The organism is Streptomyces spinosisporus, from assembly GCF_022698145.1.
Classification (GTDB): Bacteria; Actinomycetota; Actinomycetes; order Streptomycetales; family Streptomycetaceae; genus Streptomyces; species Streptomyces spinosisporus.
The window spans coordinates 81,225-97,264 of record NZ_JALDAX010000012.1 but is presented as its reverse complement, the minus strand read 5'-3'; the positions used below and the strand labels follow the sequence as shown (position 1 = coordinate 97,264).

At 70.7% G+C, this 16,040-nt stretch carries 15 protein-coding genes; 9 read left to right on the top strand and 6 right to left on the bottom strand.

The window, feature by feature from the left end; genetic code table 11:
• The first annotated feature begins 45 nt into the window (after positions 1-45).
• Genes MQN93_RS28310 through MQN93_RS28295 form a run of 4 tightly spaced genes read left to right on the top strand, consistent with a single transcriptional unit; the run spans position 46 to position 6,524 of the window.
• On the top strand, positions 46-882 hold the full coding sequence (locus MQN93_RS28310) for a glycosyltransferase family 2 protein (protein WP_016434507.1): 837 nt from the start codon (positions 46-48) through the stop codon (positions 880-882).
• A complete protein-coding gene (locus MQN93_RS28305) occupies positions 879-1,901 on the top strand; it encodes a glycosyltransferase family 2 protein (RefSeq protein ID WP_242711798.1) in 1,023 nt (340 codons plus the stop codon). The genes MQN93_RS28310 and MQN93_RS28305 overlap by 4 nt, the downstream gene beginning before the upstream one ends.
• The gene (locus MQN93_RS28300; RefSeq protein ID WP_242711797.1) at positions 1,898-2,698 is read left to right on the top strand and encodes a polysaccharide deacetylase family protein; all 801 of its coding nucleotides are present in this window, start codon (positions 1,898-1,900) and stop codon (positions 2,696-2,698) included. The genes MQN93_RS28305 and MQN93_RS28300 overlap by 4 nt, the downstream gene beginning before the upstream one ends.
• Positions 2,691-6,524 carry a lipopolysaccharide biosynthesis protein gene (locus tag MQN93_RS28295; RefSeq protein ID WP_242711796.1) on the top strand — a complete coding sequence of 1,278 codons (3,834 nt, stop codon included), beginning with the start codon at positions 2,691-2,693 and terminating at the stop codon, positions 6,522-6,524. Before MQN93_RS28300 ends, MQN93_RS28295 begins: the two co-directional genes overlap by 8 nt.
• Positions 6,525-6,554: 30 nt before the next feature.
• Here MQN93_RS28295 and MQN93_RS28290 read toward each other — a convergent pair whose 3' ends face one another.
• Positions 6,555-7,976 (bottom strand): GH39 family glycosyl hydrolase, encoded by a 1,422-nt coding sequence (locus MQN93_RS28290; RefSeq protein WP_242711795.1) that lies wholly within the window; start codon positions 7,974-7,976, stop codon positions 6,555-6,557.
• Between the two features lie 162 nt (positions 7,977-8,138).
• Between MQN93_RS28290 and MQN93_RS28285 the strand changes: the two genes are divergently transcribed.
• Positions 8,139-9,233: a DUF5925 domain-containing protein gene (locus MQN93_RS28285; RefSeq protein ID WP_037782201.1), complete on the top strand. Its 1,095-nt coding sequence runs from the start codon at positions 8,139-8,141 to the stop codon at positions 9,231-9,233.
• A gap of 15 nt (positions 9,234-9,248) precedes the next feature.
• Positions 9,249-10,001: a DUF72 domain-containing protein gene (locus MQN93_RS28280; RefSeq protein ID WP_242711794.1), complete on the top strand. Its 753-nt coding sequence runs from the start codon at positions 9,249-9,251 to the stop codon at positions 9,999-10,001.
• Positions 10,002-10,031: 30 nt separating this feature from the next.
• Here the strand turns inward: MQN93_RS28280 and MQN93_RS28275 are convergent, their stop codons facing one another.
• Positions 10,032-10,403: a GntR family transcriptional regulator gene (locus MQN93_RS28275; RefSeq protein WP_242711793.1), complete on the bottom strand. Its 372-nt coding sequence runs from the start codon at positions 10,401-10,403 to the stop codon at positions 10,032-10,034.
• Between the two features lie 71 nt (positions 10,404-10,474).
• On the opposite strand from MQN93_RS28275, the gene MQN93_RS28270 reads away from it, so the two are divergent.
• Both MQN93_RS28270 and MQN93_RS28265 read left to right on the top strand, forming a co-directional pair.
• Positions 10,475-11,407 carry a GNAT family N-acetyltransferase gene (locus MQN93_RS28270; RefSeq protein ID WP_242711792.1) on the top strand — a complete coding sequence of 311 codons (933 nt, stop codon included), beginning with the start codon at positions 10,475-10,477 and terminating at the stop codon, positions 11,405-11,407.
• The gene (locus MQN93_RS28265) at positions 11,388-11,897 is read left to right on the top strand and encodes a ribonuclease FAU-1 family protein (RefSeq protein WP_242711791.1); all 510 of its coding nucleotides are present in this window, start codon (positions 11,388-11,390) and stop codon (positions 11,895-11,897) included. The genes MQN93_RS28270 and MQN93_RS28265 overlap by 20 nt, the downstream gene beginning before the upstream one ends.
• Positions 11,898-11,904: 7 nt before the next feature.
• Here MQN93_RS28265 and MQN93_RS28260 read toward each other — a convergent pair whose 3' ends face one another.
• Entirely contained in the window at positions 11,905-12,522 is a 618-nt protein-coding gene (locus MQN93_RS28260; RefSeq protein ID WP_242711790.1) for a class I SAM-dependent methyltransferase, read from the bottom strand.
• A 280-nt stretch (positions 12,523-12,802) separates the two neighbouring features.
• Positions 12,803-13,252: a GNAT family N-acetyltransferase gene (locus tag MQN93_RS28255; RefSeq protein WP_242711789.1), complete on the bottom strand. Its 450-nt coding sequence runs from the start codon at positions 13,250-13,252 to the stop codon at positions 12,803-12,805.
• Positions 13,253-13,454: 202 nt separating this feature from the next.
• On the opposite strand from MQN93_RS28255, the gene MQN93_RS28250 reads away from it, so the two are divergent.
• Complete coding sequence (locus MQN93_RS28250) at positions 13,455-14,426, top strand: lytic polysaccharide monooxygenase auxiliary activity family 9 protein (RefSeq protein WP_242711788.1); 972 nt, start codon at positions 13,455-13,457, stop codon at positions 14,424-14,426.
• Positions 14,427-14,504: 78 nt separating this feature from the next.
• Here MQN93_RS28250 and MQN93_RS28245 read toward each other — a convergent pair whose 3' ends face one another.
• Together MQN93_RS28245 and MQN93_RS28240 are read right to left on the bottom strand one after the other, a co-directional pair.
• Complete coding sequence (locus MQN93_RS28245) at positions 14,505-15,368, bottom strand: esterase/lipase family protein (RefSeq protein WP_242711787.1); 864 nt, start codon at positions 15,366-15,368, stop codon at positions 14,505-14,507.
• 172 nt (positions 15,369-15,540) lie between these two features.
• Complete coding sequence (locus tag MQN93_RS28240) at positions 15,541-15,987, bottom strand: MarR family winged helix-turn-helix transcriptional regulator (protein ID WP_242711786.1); 447 nt, start codon at positions 15,985-15,987, stop codon at positions 15,541-15,543.
• Positions 15,988-16,040 lie beyond the last annotated feature (53 nt).

The window sequence follows — 16,040 nt, the reverse complement described above, 5'->3', positions numbered from 1 at the left end:
GCCGCCCAGGGGCGGGCGGTCCACCGGACGAGAGGGACCAGACTCATGAGTTCAGTTCTTCGGCCGGCGACCACGGGCCAAGACCCGTCAACTGCCAGCAAATACCGGCCGATCTCCTCTCACCTGGCCATCGCGCCACCGGTGAGCGTGGTGATTCCCGCCATGAACGAGGCGGAGAATCTCCCCTACGTCTTCAAGACACTTCCGGACTGGATACACGAAGTCGTCCTCGTGGACGGCAATTCGACCGACGACACCGTCCAGGTGGCCCGCGAGCTGTGGCCCGAGGTCAAGGTCGTCGAGCAGCGCGGCAAGGGCAAGGGCGACGCGCTGATCACCGGGTTCGAGGCGTGCACCGGCGACATCATCGTGATGGTCGACGCGGACGGCTCGGCGGACGGCAACGAGATCGTCAGCTATGTCTCGGCGCTGGTCTCCGGCGCGGACTTCGCCAAGGGGTCCCGGTTCGCCAACGGCGGCGGCACCGACGACATGACGTTCATCCGCAAGCTCGGCAATTGGGCGCTGTGCACCGTCGTCAACCGCAAGTTCGGCGCCCGCTACACGGATCTCTGCTACGGATACAACGCGTTCTGGCGGCACTGCCTGGACAAGATCTCGCTGGACTGCACCGGCTTCGAGATCGAGACCCTGATCAACATCCGCGTGGTCAAGGCGGGTCTGAAGGTGCAGGAGATACCGAGCTACGAGTATCTGCGCATCCACGGCGCGAGCAATCTGCGGGCCGTGCGCGACGGGTTCCGGGTGCTCAAGGTCATCCTCAAGGAGCGGTCGAACCGCAAGGAGCTGCGCCGGCAGGAACACCACTCGCCGATGCTCGACTCCGCCCGGCTCGACTCGGTTCAGGGAGAGGTGTCTTGAGCGATCCCGACATCTCCGTCGTGATCTGCGTCTACACCGAGGACCGCTGGGAGGACATCCTCGCGGCGGTCTCCTCGGTGCGGGCGCAGTCGCACCCCGCCCTGGAGACCCTGCTGGTCGTCGACCACAACCCGGCGCTGCTCGACCGGCTGGCCAAGGAGTACAAGGAGACCGACGAGGTACGGGTGCTCGCCAACGCGGGCCCCCGTGGTCTGTCCGCGGGCCGCAACACCGGGATCGCGGCCTCCGGCGGCGAGGTGATCGCCTTCCTCGACGACGACGCCGTGGCCGAGCGGGACTGGCTGCGCCGCTTCGCCGAGGGGTTCGCCGATCCGCGGGTGATGGCCGTCGGCGGCCGTACGATGCCGATCTGGGCGTCGGGCCGGCGGCCCGCCTGGTTCCCCGCGGAGTTCGACTGGGTGGTCGGCTGCACCTACCTCGGACTGCCGCCTGGCCGCGTCCGGGTGCGCAACGTCCTCGGCGGCAACGCCTCGTTCCGGCGTACGGCGTTCGACGCGGCGGGCGGTTTCGCGACCGGCATCGGCCGTGACGGCGACAAGCGGCCGCTGGGCTGCGAGGAGACGGAGCTGTGCATCCGGCTCACCCGCGCCAGACCGGACGCGATCCTCCTGATCGACGACCGCGCGGTGATCCACCACAGGGTGCCCGAGGCCCGCGAGCACTTCGGGTACTTCCGCACGCGGGCGTACGCCGAGGGCCTGTCGAAGGCGCTGGTGGCGCGAAGTGTGGGCGCGGACAAGGGACTTGAGTCCGAGCGCCGGTACGCCACCCGGGTCCTGCCGGCCGGCGTGGCCCGCGGACTGCGCGACGCCGTGCTGGCCCGGCCGGGCGGTGCGGGCCGGGCGGGTGCGATCGTCGCCGGGGTGCTGACGGCGGCCGGCGGGTACGTGGTGGGGAGTGTGCGGGCACGCCGAGGCGACGCGACCTTCTCCGTCGTCGAGATCGAGGGAACGTCTCATGAGCGGGGAGATTCTCGTGAGCGAGGGGGGCTCTCATGACTGAGGCACCGGTGCCGGTCTTGATGTACCACTCGGTCGCGACCGCGCCGAACGACGCCACCCGTGAGCTGTCGGTAACACCCGAGGCGTTCGCGGAGCAGATGGCGTGCATCGGCGACCGAGGACTCACCCCGGTCAACACGGCCGATCTGGCGGCGAGTTGGCGCTCGGGCCGCCCGCTGCCCGCCCGGCCCGTGCTGATCACCTTCGACGACGGCTACGAGGGCGTGCACCGGCACGCCCTGCCCGTGCTCGCCAAGCACGGCTTCGCGTCCACCCTGTTCGTCTCCACGGGCTGGCTCAGGGGCGCCCACGACATGGGCGGCGGCCTGGACACCATGCTCGACTGGGACCAGGTGCGCGAACTCGCCGCCGCCGACGTCGAGATCGGCGGCCACAGCCACACCCATCCGCAGCTCGACCAGCTCGACGACGACGCGCTGCGGCACGAGCTGGTCCACTGCAGGGAGATCGTCGGCGACGAACTGGGCACCGCCCCGGCCTCGTTCGCCTACCCCTACGGCTACTCCAGCCGCCGGGTCCGCGAAGCCGTGCGCGAGACGGGGTACGCGCAGGCGCTCGCCGTCGGCAACGGCCTCGCGCGGCGCAGCCAGGGGCCGTACGCCCTGCAGCGCGTGACCGTGCGCCGCAGCACGGGCATCGAGGAGTTCGAGCGGCTGGTCGAGGGCCGCGCGATCGCCCGTACGTTCGCCAGGGACCGCGTCCTCACCAAGGGGTACGCCATGGTCCGAAGAGCACGTCAGGTCCGCCGGAAGGCCATCCGTTCCCGTGTCTGACACGACGACCACCACCGAGGCGGAAGCGCCGCCGACCGAGGCGCCCGAGCAGTCCGGGCGCCGTCTTCGCCTGCCCGGGCTCGGCCGGAACAAGGACGGCAACCAGCTGTTCCGCAACGCCTATGCGCTGATGCTGAACACCGGCATCTCGGCCGTGCTCGGGCTCGGCTTCTGGCTGGCCGCGGCCCGCTACTACTCCGAGGATGCGGTCGGCCAGGGCTCGGCCGCGATCGCCGCGATGAAGTTCCTCGCGGGCCTGACCGCGGTGACCCTGACCGGCGCCCTGGCCCGCTTCATCCCCGTCGCCGGGCGGGCCACCGCACGGCTGATCTTCCGTACGTACGCGGGCAGTTCGCTGGTCGTGGCGGTCGCGGCGGGCGTCTTCCTGCTGACGCTGAACGTGTGGGGGCCGTCGTACCGCTTCCTGCACGGGCCGCTCAACGGCCTCGGGTTCATCGTCGCCGTGGTCGCGTGGAACCTGCTCACCCTCCAGGACGGCGTGCTGACCGGGCTCAGAAGCGCGCCCTGGGTGCCGGTGGGCAACACCGTGTTCTCCGCGGTGAAGCTGGGCCTGCTGGTCGCGTTCGCGGTGGCGATCCCGACGACCGGCGTCTTCGTCTCCTGGGTCGCCGCGATCGCCACCTCGGTGATCCCGCTCGGCTGGCTGGTCTTCCGGCGTCTGGTGCCACGGCATGTGAAGGCGACCGAGGACCGTGCCAAACCGCCGACGCTCAGGGAGATCGGGAAGTTCCTCTCGGGCGACTACACCGGCTCGCTGTTCTCGCTCGCCGTGGTCTATCTGATCCCGGTCATCATCGCCTCGCAGGTCAGCTCCGAGGACAACGCGTACTTCTACATCACCACCACGATCGGCGGCACGGTCAATCTGCTCGCGATCAACATGGGCGCCTCGCTGACCGTCGAGGGCTCGCACGACCCGGCCCGGCTGGCCGCCAACACCCGTGCCGCGCTCAAGCGGATGGCGCGGATCATGCTGCCGATCTGCGGGGTGCTGTTCATCGGGGCCCCGTGGATCCTGGGGGTCTTCGGCGCGGGCTACGCGGACGCGGCGACGCCGCTGCTGCGCTGGTTCGCGGTCGGCGCGCTGCTCAGGGTCGTCATGGAGACGTACTTCGCGGTGCTGCGCGCGCAGAGCCGCACCGCCGGACTCGCCTGGCTGCAGGGCCTGTTGTGCGCCCTGGTGCTCGGTCTGACCCTGCTGCTGCTCCCCCGCATGGGGCTGACCGGCGCCGGTGTCGCCGAGATCTCCTCGCTGGCGGTGATCGTCGCGATCGCCGCCCCGAAGCTGTACGGGATTCTCCGGGCCGCTCCGAGCGCAGCCGTGCCCGAGCACGCGGCACCCGACGGGGACCTCGCCGACCTGGGGGCTCGCGAGGCCCCGGGCGGCGAGACGCCGCGCAGGCGCGGGCCTGCCTGGGCGCTGGACACCGACACCCTCGCGCTCGGCATCCATGTCGACTTCGACCATGTGGAGCGCCGCCCGGACGTGCGCCCGGGGCCGGGGACACCGCCCACCGGGACACCCGTCCTGCCTCCCGACCACCGGCCGGCCTGGGCGCAGAACCCGGAGGTCGGTCTGCCCGTCGAGGAGCGGCAGCCGGGTTCGGAGGCCTCGCTGGGACCGGCCGAGGTCGACGCGCCGTTCGGAGCCGAGTTCGGCGAGGAGGTCGTACGGGAGGCGGAGGCCTCGCTCGTCACGGAGGAGCCGCCCGAGGAGGCCCAGGAGGAAGAGGGCCGGGACACTGAGGTGCGCGAACCCGCACCCCCGGCTCTCTCCTGGCGCGAGCGGCTGCAGCCCAGCCGTCTCGGAGTCGTCCTCGGTTGTCTGCTGGCCGCCGCGCTGCTGTTGTACTGGGTGCCCGCGCTGCGGATCGACGAGGCCGATCTGGACGGGATGGGCGGACTCGGCCTCGTCTCCGTCCTGCCGCTGCCGACGCTGGTCGGTGCCGCGCTGCTGATCGTGGTGTTCGCCTCGCTGCTCTGGCTCGGACGCGAGCACAAGGCGCTGCTGCTGGTCACGCTGTTGGCGACGGTCGTCTCGCTGCATGCGCTGCCCGCGGTGATCGAGACGGAGCCGCGGTTCCCGACGGCCTGGCAGCACCTCGGGTTCCTCGACTACATCGACCGCACCGGATCCGCGGTGCCGGACCTGGACGCGCGCTGGAGCTGGCCGGGCTTCTTCGCCGCGGCCGCGTTCGTCGCCAAGGCCTGCGGGGTCAGTGACCTCTCCGAGGTCATCCGCTGGTGGCCGACCACCATCGAACTCCTCTATCTGGCCCCGATGTTCCTGCTCGTACGCTCGCTGCGGGCGAGCTGGCGGGCCAAGTGGACCGGCATCTGGATCTTCGTCCTCAGCAGCTGGGTGGGGCAGGACTACTTCTCCCCGCAGGGCTTCACGTATCTGCTGTATCTGACGTTCGTGGCGATCCTGCTGGTCTGGTTCAGGGCGCCGCGCGTGATCTGGACGAAGGCGCGGCCGGGTGAGGCGGAGGTCGAACCGACCGACCGCCGCCAGAGGGCGGTTCTGCTCGCTGTACTGGTCGGGCTGTACGCGGCGAGCGTCCCGGCCCACCAGCTCACGCCGTTCGTGATGCTGGGCGTGCTCGCGGTGCTCGTCCTGATCGGCAGGTCCGAACTGCGCGGCCTGCCCATCCTGTTCGCCGTGATGGTCGCGGCCTGGCTGGGCTTCATGGCCGAGCCGTACTGGTCGGGCCACTTCAACGACCTGTTCGGCGGGGTCGGCGGGGTCGGCAGCAATGTCTCCACCTCGGTCTCAGGCCGTATCCAGGGCGGCGACTCGACGCACAAGCTGGTGCTCTACACACGCGTCCTGCTGGCCGGCGGCGTGATGGCGTTCGCCTGCTGGGGCTGGTGGCGCCGACGCGACCACAAGTACCGCGAGCGGTCACTGCTGGTGCTGACCTTCGTCCCGTTCCTGGGCTTCGGCATGCAGTCCTACGGCGGCGAAATGGCCCTTAGGGTCTTCATGTTCGCGGTGCCGGGCGCGGCGCTCCTCGCCGGTCTCGCCCTGTTCCCGCGCACCGGTGTCACCGCCGAGGAGCGGGACAAGGACCGGGTGAGCCTCGCTCCGCTGGCCGCGCTGCTGGCGGGACTGCTCCTGGTGGGCGGCTTCCTGGTGGCCCGCTGGGGCAATGAGCCGTTCGAGCGGGTGCGGCCCGGCGAGGTCGCGGCCATGGACTTCGTGTACGCCCACGACAAGCCGACGGTGCGCGTGCTGTGGCTGAGCAACGACACGGTCAACGACGTGACGCCGGCGCTGCCGTGGGGCGCGAAGGACATGGAGCGGGTCAACTACGTGCCCACGCTGGCGCCGCCCGACCCGGTGCTGGTGTCCGGCCTGGTCAAGGCGCTCAAGGACGCGGGCCCGAACTCGTATCTGATGATCAACGAGAGCCAGACGACCTATCTCCGCATGGACGTGGGGTATTCGGACACCTGGGAGCCCCGGCTCATCCAGAACCTGGACCGGCGGCCGGAGCTGAAGAAGGCCTTCGTCAACGACGACGCCGTCATCTACACCCTCGCGAAGCAGCCCGGGGGCAAGGTGGCGAAGCCGGACCCGGGTCCGATCGGACCGCAGATCACCTGGACGCCGTGGTCGGTCGTCGGCGCCCTCGCCGCGCTCGCGCTCATCGTGCTGATGACGGCGCGCGAGGTGGTGCGGGTCGCGCTGCGGCCGAGCGTGCGGCAACTGCGGTGGCTGCAGAGCAGTTTCTGGTTCTCGCTGCCGCTGCTGGCGGTGTTCCTGGCCTCGCTGGTGCAGCGGTTCCTGACGATGAAGTGAGGGCGCGTGCCGTGAAGTGGCTCGGCCGGTCTACCGGTCGAGCCACTTCACTTCGTACGCCTGCATCTCGAACCGCTTGCCGTCGATCTTGGCGCTGATCGAGCGGTCGAGGGTGTTGACGACGACGACCGCCCGGTCGGTGGCGAGGACACGGACGTTGGGCACGTCGTCCTTGGCCACGGACACGGTCGTGTAGGCGGAGCCGGGCGGGAACGCCTGGTGGAAGCGGGAGACCAGGTCGAACATCGGCAGCTTCGCGCCGCCGTCCCCCTGGTCGGTCGGCGTCCACAGACAGCCCGCGCAGTCGTCGCCCTTCTCGTCCTCCGGGTTCCAGTAGAAGCCGGAGGATGCGCCGCCCTTGACCATGGCGATCATTCCGGCGGCCTGGACGGCGACACGGCGGGCCTCGGACCAGCCCTTGCGTTCGTCGTTGCCGTCGGCGGGCTCGACGTAGTACTCGGCCCACCACAGCGGCAGATCGTGCGTCTGCTGCCGCACCCATCTGCCGACGGCGGTGAACTTGTCGGTCGCCGCGAACTCGTTGGGCAGCATCTCGTCGTCGTTGGTGTAGCTGGAGCCGTCCACGACGACGAAGTCGGCGCCCGCCTTGTTCTCGTTCCAGTAGTCGAAGGCGTCGACGATGCGCTGGTCCATGGCGCCCCAGGGCCCCTTGAGAGCGGACGACGCCTCGTCCGCGCGCGGGTCGACGCTGTCCATGACCAGATACGGCCCGCCGACCATGATCTTCTTGTCGACCTTCTTCAGGGCCTTGTAGACCAGGTTGTAGAGCTTGGTGTAACCCTCGTAGTCCCAGCGGCCCTTGGCGTCGTTCCAGAAGCCCTTGAACTCGTTCCAGACGATGAAGTGACGTACGTCCGGATAGCGCTTGGCGACGGTCGCGGCGAGCGCGGCGAAGTCGGCGTAGTGCTCGGGCTTCGGGGCCGTCTCCAGGAACGACTGGCTCCAGTTCGTGTTGTCGACGCCGGCCCTGCCGCCCTTCATCCAGTCCGGGGAGCAGCACAGGGTGACCACCGGGGTGCCGCCGGACCTGCGGATGAAGTCGATACGGCGGTCCATCGCGCCGAAGTCGTAACGCCCCTTCACCGGCTCGGGGTTGTCGGCACCCCAGCCCATGATCGCCTGGTCCTGCGGCATGCCCCCGGCGTCCGAGATCAGCTTCTCGACCCGCTCGGAGGCGGCGGAGCTGCCCTCGTCGGCGCTGTACTGGGTGTGGGTGAAGCCCCAGCCCACCTCGGGCTCGTCCTGGTCGGGCGGGGTCACCGGGGTGCCGTGCACCGTGTCGCCGTTGCGCGAGGTGCCGGCGGTGCTTCCGCCGCCCCCCGGCAGTGTGTTGATCAGGGTCACGATCAGCGCCAGTGCGGCGATGCCCACCCCGAGCAGCGCGGTGAGCCGCCACCGCCCCGCCCCCGAAGTCCACCCATGACGTCCCATCGAGGGCAACAGTAACCGTGGGAACGCCAGGTAGGGCAGATGTTGTGAATGCACAGGTCTGTAACAGGATGGGCGGGATACAGAGGCCGACATTCCGGAAGCACCACCGAACGCGGCGGAAACCGGGTGCACACCGAGCGCCCGTGCCGGATCATGGACGCCATGTCTGCGAACCCATACGACGCGCTGCCGATCCGGCTCAACGTCGACGACAGCGACTCGCCGTCCGACGTCGTCGACGCGCTGTTCCTCGGCCGCTTCGCGACGGGCGAGCAGCCGTACTCCCACGCGGCGAACATCGACCGCGTCCGCTCCGGCGCGACCCTCATGCCGCCGGGCGCCCGGGTGCTGCGGGTGGCCCGCGACGACGACCGCAGCGCGACGCTGGCGGAGGGCGACGGCTGGACGCTGCTGATCTCCCGCTGGAACAGGGGCGCCGACGTCACGGTGACCGCGACCACCGCCGAGCTGGCCGAGAAGATCCTCGACCAGGCCACGGACGGCGCGGCGGACGAGCCCGAACCCCAGCCGGAGAACGTGACGATGGGCTTCTGGTACGTCTCGCCCAGGCGCGGCCCGCACCGCACCACCCGGCAGATCTCCGCGGGCACCTGGGACGAGGTGCGGGAGAACTACACGGCACCGGTGGCCGAGGCGATGGACACCCTGATGAAGACGACACCGGAGGACATCGCGGGCCGGCTGCTCCTGCTGCACGGCCCGCCGGGCACCGGCAAGACCTCGGCCCTGCGCACCCTCGCGCGCTCCTGGCGTGACTGGTGCCAGGTGGACTGCGTGCTCGACCCCGAGCGGCTGTTCTCCGACGTCGGCTATCTGATGGACATCGCGATCGGCGAGGAGGACGGGACGGGCAAGGGCCGCTGGCGGCTGCTGCTCCTGGAGGACTGCGACGAGCTGATCCGCGGCGAGGCCAAGCACACGGCGGGCCAGGCCCTGTCCCGGCTGCTCAACCTCACCGACGGCCTGCTCGGCCAGGGGCGCAACGTCCTGGTGGGTGTGACGACCAACGAGGACCTGGAGCGTCTGCACCCGGCCGTGGTCCGCCCCGGCCGCTGTCTGGCCCGGATCGAGGTCGGGCCGCTGACCCGCCGCGAGGCGGTGGACTGGCTCGGCAGCGAGGAGGGCGTCGGCCGCGAGGGCGCCACCCTGGCGGAGCTGTACGCACTGCGCCGGGGCACCTCGCCGACGGCGCTGCCGGAGCCGCGGGACGGGGCGGACGCGGGGCTGTACCTGTAGTGCTTTGATGGACGTATGACCCTGTTCGTCGGTACGTCGGGGTGGCAGTACAAGGACTGGCGGGGTGTGCTCTACCCGGAGCGGTGTCCGCAGCGGCTGTGGCTGGAGGAGTACGCGCGGCACTTCGCCACGGTGGAGATCAACAACGCGTTCTACCGCCTGCCGAGCCGGGAGAACTTCGTCAGCTGGCGGGAGCGGGTGCCGCGGGACTTCGTGGTCACGGTCAAGGCCAGCCGCTATCTGACCCACATCAGACGGCTGCGCGAACCGCAGGAGCCGGTCGAGCGTCTGATGAGCCACGCGGCGGGCCTGGGCGACCGCCTGGGCCCGGTCCTCCTCCAGCTCCCGCCGACCCTCAAGGCCGACGCGAAGCTGCTGGACGCGTGCCTGTGCCGCTTCCCGTCCGGCACGCGCGTGGCGGTCGAGCCACGCCACGACTCCTGGTGGACCGACGAGATCCGCGAGGTGCTCACAGCGCGCGGCGCCGCCCTGTGCTGGGCCGACGTCCGGGCGCGCCCGGCCGGCCCGCTGTGGCGCACCACCGACTGGGGCTACGTCCGCTTCCACGAGGGCCGCGCGCAGGCGTGGCCGCGCTACGGGCGCCGGGCCCTGACGACCTGGGCCGAGCGCATCGCGCAGTCATGGGGAGCGGACGCCGACGTGTACGCGTACTTCAACAACGACCCGAACGGGGCGGCGGTCGAGGACGCGGCCACGTTCGCGGCGGCGGCACGCGCGGCGCACCTCAGGGTGACGCGCACCCCCTGACACCCGCGCCCTCGTTTCGCGGAACCCTGCTCACTCCTTGCCGTAGGCCGCGCGCAGGGCGTCCCGCACCGCGGCCGCGGCCTCCGACTCCGCCATCCCCAACCGACGCGCCCGCTCGGCGTAGGCCTGCGCGGCGGCCGCCAGCTCCCGCTCCGCGGCCGAGCCCGCGGCGGCCACATACGTGCCGTGGCGCCCCCGGGTCTCGATCACCCCGTCGCTCTCCAGCGCGCGGTAGGCCTTGGCGACCGTGTTCGCGGCGAGGCCCAGTGACTCGGCGAGCCCGCGCACGGTCGGCAGCCGGTACCCCACCGGCAGCACGCCCGACCGCGCCTGATCGGAGATCTGTGCCCGCACCTGCTCGTACGGGGCAGCACTGTCGTCGATGTGGATCTTCAAGGTCACGCAGCCGATTCTTCCGCACCCGCCGGAAAATGAGAGGCGCAGGGGCGTGTCCCGCCGTAGCGTGCGTCCACATGACGGTGATCGTGCGCGACCTGCGCCCCGCAGACCGGACCGACGTCGAGGACTTCGCCCGGGTACGGCACCTCGCCCTGCCGTACATCCTGTGGACCCCGGACGCGATCGTCCACAGCCTGGCCCACACCCACCCCGACGCCCGTTTCCGGTCCCTCGTCGCCGAGGAGGACGGCGAGGTGATCGGCACCGCCCAGGTGCAACTGGCGCACGACAGCCCGGAGCCGGGCCAGGGATTGCTCAACATCTACGTACGCCCGGACCGGACGCGCCGCGGCGCCGGCGGGCTCCTGGTCCGCACCGCCGAGGAGCATCTCGCCGAGCACGGGGCGACGAAGCTGTTCGCGTGGGTGCTGGACGAGCCCGCGAACCGGGACTTCGCCGAGCGGCACGGCTACCGCGCCGGCCGCTCCGCCCACTTCCTCCGCCTCGATCTGGCCGAGGGCACGCTGCCGCCGCTGCAATCCCCGCCGCCCGGCGTCGAGTTGCGCTCCGCGGCCGATGTCGCGGACGATCCGCGCCCGCTGTTCGAGCTGGACGCGGAGACCACCCGGGACGAACCGAGCGACGTGGACACCGAGTTCACCGAGTACGAGACCTGGATCGAGGAGAGCTGGAAGCATCCGCTGCTCGACCGGGAGCTGACCACCATCGCCTTCGTCGAGGGCCGCCCGGCCGCCTTCAGCGTGGCGTTCACGGACCCCGCGACCGGCCGTTACGCGACCGCCATGACCGGCACCGCCCGCGCCTTCCGCGGCCGTGGCCTCGCCAAGCTCGCCAAGAACGCCTCCCTGCACCGCGCCCGCGCCGCCGGCCTCACGGAGGCACTCACGGGCAACGACGTGGGCAACGGCCCGATGCTCGCGATCAACAAGTGGTTCGGGTACGAGATCTGTGCGACGGAGGTGCGGTATGTCCGCGAACTCGGCTGACTCCACCGGCCAGGCGGCCCGGCTCGAGGTCGTGCTGGTCAAGGCGGGCCGCACGAAGATCCGTTACGAGGCGGAGCTGCTCGGCGACGACGGCACGCGCATCGTCGTCCGGGCCCCCTGGGCGGGCGAGGGCGTCCGCGACTTCGGCTTCGTCCGCTTCGAGAAGGGCGACGTCTTCACCGAGCACTACTGGCGGGACCGCTGGTACGCGGTGAAGGAGGTCCGCGACTCCGCGGGCGCCTTGAAGGGCTGGTACTGCGACATCACCCGCCCCGCCGTGCTCGCCGGCAGCGAGCTCGTGGTCGAGGATCTCGACCTGGACCTGTGGCGCTCCGCCGACGGCAGGGACGTACGCAGGCTGGACGAGGACGAGTTCGCCGCCAGTGGCTTGACCCGGACGGACCCCGAAACCGCGGCAGCCGCACTGGCCGCACTGAGCGAACTGGAAGCTCTCGCCCACGAGGGCACCTTCGGCACGCTGCTGACCTGAGGACCGCTCACTCCACGACCGCCACCACCGCATACCGCTCGTCCGGTACCTCCTTTCCCCACAGCGCCGTCTCCTCCGACAGCCGTTCCACCCGTATCCGCCCCGTGAGCGGTGCGAGGAGGGCGGTCAGGGTGTCGGCGGCGATGCCCACCGGGTGGGTCGTCCCCCACACGCCCTCGACCAGGACGAGCCGCCCGCCCGGCCGCAGGAGTCCGCGCCAGTGCCGCAGTGCACGGCCGGGGTCGGGCAGCGCCCACAGGACGTGCCGTACGAGCACGACGTCGAAGCGCTGCTCCCCCACCGGGGGTGCCGCCGCGTCACCGACCAGGAACACGGCGTCACGTCCCGCGAGCTTGGCCCTCGCGCGCTCGACCATCGCCGGGGACGCGTCCACGCCCGTCACGCGGTGTCCCTGCTCGGCCGCGAGGAGCGACAGACTGCCCGTGCCGCAGCCGAGATCCAGGACGTCGCTCGCCCGCGCGGGGAGCCAGGAGGAGAGCCGCGCGGCCCACGCCCGCCGGACCTCCGGATCGCGCAGCCCATGGTCCGGCTCGTCGTCGAAGGAGGCGGCCGACGCGTCCCAGTCGACGTCCGCCCCGGTCAGACCCACGTTGTCATCCGTCATGAGGCCAAGAGTGACACCCGCCACTGACAGTCGAATGGTGACTGCCACCACAGACAGACCCGGACCGATGAGTCAGTCTCCCGACAAGGGTCTACCACCGTGAGAACGCGGGAACTCGGTAGGCACCGAAGGAGGCAGCCATGCGCCGGACCACTGTGCACAAGCCCCTGAAAAAGTCGGACTCGCGCAGGGTCCGCGAAGAGGCCGACGAGCGCCCCGCGGGACGCCCGGAGGTGCGCCGAGACATCGCAAGAACGTGGTGGCCGGACGGCTGACGGCGTCAGTCCAGCCGCTTGCGGTAGTGGATGCGGTCGTACGGCCCGGTCACCCGCCGCTCCACGACGTCGTATCCGTACTTCGGATAGATCTTCTGGTTCTCCCACATCATCGCGTTGGTGTAGAGCCTGACCTCGGGCAGCCCGAGCCCACGCGCGCGTGCGTCCACGAAGCGCAGCAGCCGCCGCCCCACCCCCCGGCCGTGTGCCTCGGGGTGGACGGCGATGCTGTCGAGGAACAGATGGTCCTCGTGCTCCTCCAGCACCACGAGCCCCACGACGGGATCCCCGGTCACGAACACCCGGCCCGCGGCCACGTTCGCCGCGTGGTCCGCCCGCATGGGTACCGGCACCACCCCGATCCGCTCGATGTAGGGGTGGTACGCGGCATCGGTCACGGCCTTCACGGCCGGCACGTCGGCGGCCACGGCGACCCGGATCTCCTCGTCGGTCATGCCGCGCACGCTATTACCTGATCCCAGTCTGAGCACTCCCTTAACGCCACCATAAGGATCTCCCCCACCCGCCTCCAGCAGGCGATTTCACGCTTCCTTGGGGCTAGTTTCTGATCGCGCCCCCACGGGATCCGCCCCACGGGATCCATCCCACAGGACCCGCCCCACGCATCAGGACCGTTCCGTTCCGAGGAGATTCCGCATGCCCGCACGCCGCCGCAAGGTCGCCACTCTCACCGCCCTCGGCGCGGCCCCGCTCGCCCTGACCTTCCTCGCCGCCGCCCCCGCGTCGGCCCACGGTTCGATGGGCGACCCGGTCAGCCGGGTCTCGCAGTGCTACGCGGAGGGCCCGGAGAGCCCGAAGTCGGATGCGTGCAAGGCGGCCGTCGCGGCCGGCGGCACCCAGGCGCTGTACGACTGGAACGGCATCCGCATCGGTGACGCCGCCGGACAGCACCAGGCGCTGATCCCGGACGGCAAGCTGTGCAGCGCCAACAGCGAGGAGTTCAAGGGGCTCGACCTGGCCCGCGCCGACTGGCCGGCGACCAGCGTGAGCAGCGGGTCGTACACCTTCAAGTACCGCGTGACCGCCCCGCACGAGGGCACCTTCAAGGTGTACATCACCAAGGACGGCTACGACCCGTCGCAGCCGCTCGCCTGGTCGGACCTGGACCTGCAGCACCCGGTGGCGACGGCCACCGACCCGGTCGCCTCCGGCGGCTTCTACACCTTCTCCGGCACGCTCCCCCAGCGCTCCGGCAAGCACCTGCTGTACGCGGTCTGGCAGCGCTCGGACAGCCCGGAGGCCTTCTACTCCTGCTCGGACGTCGCCTTCGGTGGTGGCGGCAACGGCGCTGGTACGACGACCGGTTCGACCACCGGTTCGACGCCCGCCCCGTCCGCCTCCGCGCCCACCGACGAGCAGGTCGCGGACGGCGCCGACAAGTCGACGATCGAGCACCACGGCCACGGTGACCAGGACGCCCTTACGACGACCGACCCCGTGGTCGCCAACGAGCCGAAGGCGGCGGGCAGTTCGGGCACGTCGGTGCAGGACCTCGCCGAGACCGGAGGCAGCAGCAGCACTCCGTACATCGCCATGGGCGGGGCGGCCGCGCTGGCCCTCGGCTCGGCGGCGCTGTTCGCCTCGGTGCGCAGGCGCGGGGGCCGTTAGATCCCACGGGGGGCGGGGCCTGTCCGGCGGCTCAGGCCGGACAGGCCCCGGTTTTTCCGTCGCAGCGGTTCTGCTGATTCAGCTCAGCACCGACGCACAGGTGGTGGCGGTGGCGTGTGCCGGGTCGAGGGCGTTGGCCACCTCGTGGAAGGCGATCCGGTCGGTGAGACCGATCAGGACGTGTTCGGACAGATCCAGTGAACAGCGGTCCTGGATCAGGACGTTGTGCACGTCGGAACCGCTCAGGAACTGGCTCCGGTACGGCGTGACCACCTCGTCGTACTTGGTGGCGATGACCGTGTAGTGGACGCCGGGGACGGTGTCGCCGCCCGCGTTGAGCTTGGTGAGGAACGCGGAGCCGACGATCTGGTCGGCCAGGCCGGGAGTGTTCTTGGACAGCAGGTCCGAGGCGCCCGGGAAGTACGGGAGCAGGTTGGCCAGGCCGTTCAGGGCGGTGCCGTGGTTGTCGGGTGCGATGCCGACGAGGGCGTTCACCTTGGCGCCGCCGCCGAGGAACTTGAGGTAGTAGCGGGGCATCATGCCGCCCTGCGAGTGGCCGACGAGATCGGCCTTGGCGGCGCCGGTCGCGGCCAGCACCCTGTCGACGTAGGCGGAGAGCTGCTCGGCCGACTTGTCGATGGGGCCGAGGCCGTGGAAGAGGGGGACGCCGGACAACTGGCCGTAGTCCAGGGAGAAGACGCAGTAGCCGCGGTTCTCCAGATAGGGGGCGAGGGCGAGCCAGTTGTCGACCGAGTTGCCGAAGGTGCCGTGGACCAGGACGACGGGGCGGGGATGGGCGGCGGAGGGCTTGCAGGAGTAGTCGTTCCAGCCGGTGTGGGGAGCTTCCGAGGCGTGCGCCGCGGTGGCGGCCGGGACGACGGCGACCGCAGCGGTCAGCAGCAGGGCGGCGAGGGGTCTGAGCACTCGTTTCCAGGGCAGCATCGTGTGATCTCCTTGCGGCTCAAGGGAGTTGCGATGGCCTTACGCCCTGTGATCCGGATCACGAAGGATGCTGTTCACTCGTCAAGTTACGAGCGAGTAGTGCAAGTGTGAAGTTACGCGTCAGTAAAAACTTCCAGTGATAACCGACGCGCCAGTGACTGCTGATCAACCGTCACCAGGTGGGCCTGATGCGCCCGTAGGGCGCAATACGCCCCAACTGCTCATGCAGCGCCCGCACTTCACCCTCCCCGAGCAGCTGCCCCCACCCCCGCACGACCTCCGCGGCCGCCTCCTCCGCGGCCCGCGTACAGGCCCACCCCCGCTCGGTCAGCACGACCAACCGCGCCCGCGCGTCCCCGGGATGCGCCCGCCGCTCGGCGTACCCCTTGCGCACGATCTCGTCGACGAGCTGACTCGCCGCCTGCTTCGTCACCCCGAGGTGCACGGCAAGCTCGGTCACCGTCGCCCCGTCGGGCGCGAGCCGCACGAAGGCGAACCCGTGCGCCGGCCTGACCCCGTCGAACCCGCGGGCGACGACCCCCTCATTGATGCGCTGAGTGAGCTCACCGGCGATGGCGAGCAGGGTGGTGGACAGGGCCATGGCCTCGGAGTTCTGCACGAGGGCATTGAAACACCCTTGACGCGTCGGTCAAGCAGCTTGACCATAGGGCA

What these genes read in the sequence shown, in the direction of transcription:
- MQN93_RS28265 (WP_242711791.1), top strand. Translation starts at nt 11,388, where the DNA reads ATGTCCGCGAACTCGGCTGACTCCACCGGCCAGGCGGCCCGGCTCGAG.
- MQN93_RS28260 (WP_242711790.1), bottom strand. Translation starts at nt 12,522, where the DNA reads ATGACGGATGACAACGTGGGTCTGACCGGGGCGGACGTCGACTGGGAC.
- MQN93_RS28280 (WP_242711794.1), top strand. Translation starts at nt 9,249, where the DNA reads ATGACCCTGTTCGTCGGTACGTCGGGGTGGCAGTACAAGGACTGGCGG.
- MQN93_RS28290 (WP_242711795.1), bottom strand. Translation starts at nt 7,976, where the DNA reads ATGGGACGTCATGGGTGGACTTCGGGGGCGGGGCGGTGGCGGCTCACC.
- MQN93_RS28250 (WP_242711788.1), top strand. Translation starts at nt 13,455, where the DNA reads ATGCCCGCACGCCGCCGCAAGGTCGCCACTCTCACCGCCCTCGGCGCG.
- MQN93_RS28300 (WP_242711797.1), top strand. Translation starts at nt 1,898, where the DNA reads ATGACTGAGGCACCGGTGCCGGTCTTGATGTACCACTCGGTCGCGACC.
- MQN93_RS28245 (WP_242711787.1), bottom strand. Translation starts at nt 15,368, where the DNA reads ATGCTGCCCTGGAAACGAGTGCTCAGACCCCTCGCCGCCCTGCTGCTG.
- MQN93_RS28310 (WP_016434507.1), top strand. Translation starts at nt 46, where the DNA reads ATGAGTTCAGTTCTTCGGCCGGCGACCACGGGCCAAGACCCGTCAACT.
- MQN93_RS28270 (WP_242711792.1), top strand. Translation starts at nt 10,475, where the DNA reads ATGACGGTGATCGTGCGCGACCTGCGCCCCGCAGACCGGACCGACGTC.
- MQN93_RS28255 (WP_242711789.1), bottom strand. Translation starts at nt 13,252, where the DNA reads ATGACCGACGAGGAGATCCGGGTCGCCGTGGCCGCCGACGTGCCGGCC.
- MQN93_RS28285 (WP_037782201.1), top strand. Translation starts at nt 8,139, where the DNA reads ATGTCTGCGAACCCATACGACGCGCTGCCGATCCGGCTCAACGTCGAC.